The sequence below is a fragment of the Faecalicoccus pleomorphus DSM 20574 genome (assembly GCF_000420345.1).
Taxonomy (GTDB): domain Bacteria; phylum Bacillota_I; class Bacilli_A; order Erysipelotrichales; family Erysipelotrichaceae; genus Faecalicoccus; species Faecalicoccus pleomorphus.
This window is the reverse complement of sequence record NZ_ATUT01000044.1, coordinates 1-1,501: the sequence shown is the minus strand read 5'-3', so window position 1 is coordinate 1,501 and position 1,501 is coordinate 1. Positions and strand designations below refer to the sequence as shown.

Annotated in this window: 1 protein-coding gene; it reads left to right on the top strand. The window is 40.2% G+C overall.

The features are described 5' to 3' along the window. Window positions 1-1,501: mucin-binding protein (locus tag G413_RS12230; protein WP_037614902.1), on the top strand; the 1,501-nt coding region annotated here is incomplete at both ends.

The following is a 1,501-nucleotide window of genomic DNA, read 5'->3' as shown; positions in this document are numbered from 1 at the left end:
CATCCAATACAAGTGATGAAACCGTTACAGTTACCTATAATCGTTCCACACAAAAGGTGGTTTATACGATTATCGATGATACGGCTAAGAAAACATTGAAAGATAAAGTGGAATTTGATCATGGACTTTCGGGCAGCAAATTATCTAAAAAGAAGGCTGATTTAGACACCATTGTCAAAGTCTATACGAATAAAGGCTATGAAGTAGTTTCTCAAGATGAAGTACCGAGTGCATTTGATACAGACAAATCAATCGATCAAGTAATTACCATTCATCTAAAACATCCAACGATTACAGTGACACCGGACAATCCACAGACACCGGGTGGACGAATTGATGGCAGTGAAGGAATTTGGCCAAGTGAAGCAGGAAAAGAGGAACTTACGAAGACCATCACCAGAAACATTCATTATGTGGATGGATTGACAAGGGGTGAAGTTGCTGATTCTGTAACGCAAAAGGTGATATTTAACCGTCATGTGATCATTGATAAGGTAACAGGCGCTGTATTGGGGTATGATACCAATCGTGATGACCAAGTCGATACCACAGATGCCGACGATGCCTGGATGACAGATTCCAATACCTGGGCTGAAGTGACATCACCGGATTTATCTTTGAAAGGATATGAAGCACCTGATGTTTCTAAAGTCGATGAAAAGGTTGTGACATCCAATACAAGTGATGAAACTGTTACTGTCACCTATAATCGTTCGATGCAAAAAGTGGTATATACCATTATTGATGACAGTGCTGATACGACTTTAGAGGATAAAGTTGCATTCGACAGCGGTGCTTCAGAAACCAACTTACATAAAACACAAAACGATTTCGATGCGATAATCAAAACCTATACCGATAAAGGATATGAAGTGGTAAATCAGGGTACTTTACCAACTGCATTTGATACGGATTCATCTAAAGATCAAGAGGTTGTGGTCCATCTAAAACATGCGATCATTACAGTGACTCCAGAGGATCCAAAGAAACCTGGACAACCAATCGATGGCAGTGAATCGAATTGGCCAAGTGAAGCCGGAGCAAATGCTTTATCGAAGACCATTACTCGTACCATTGATTATTTGGATGAATTGACAAGTGATAAAATCGCCGATTCTGTAAACCAAAGCGTGACTTTTAAACGTCATGTGATCATTGATAAAGTGACAGGTGAAGTACTAGGCTATGATAACAATGGGGATGATATGGTAGATACCACAAATGCCGACGATGCCTGGATGACAGACTCCAATATATGGAATGAAGTCATTTCTCCGGATTTTAGTGACAGAGGTTTTGGAACACCAAGTCTAGCAAAAGTAGGTAGCGAAACAGTCGATGTCTTTATGGATTCCAAACAAATCAAAGTGTTGTATCCTCATACGTATGTCACGATTACACCGGATAATCCACAAACCCCTGGAGATCCAATTGATGGTAGTGAGTCAAATTGGCCGGATGGAGTGGATCAAGTTTCTCTTCAAAAATCAATCACACGAAC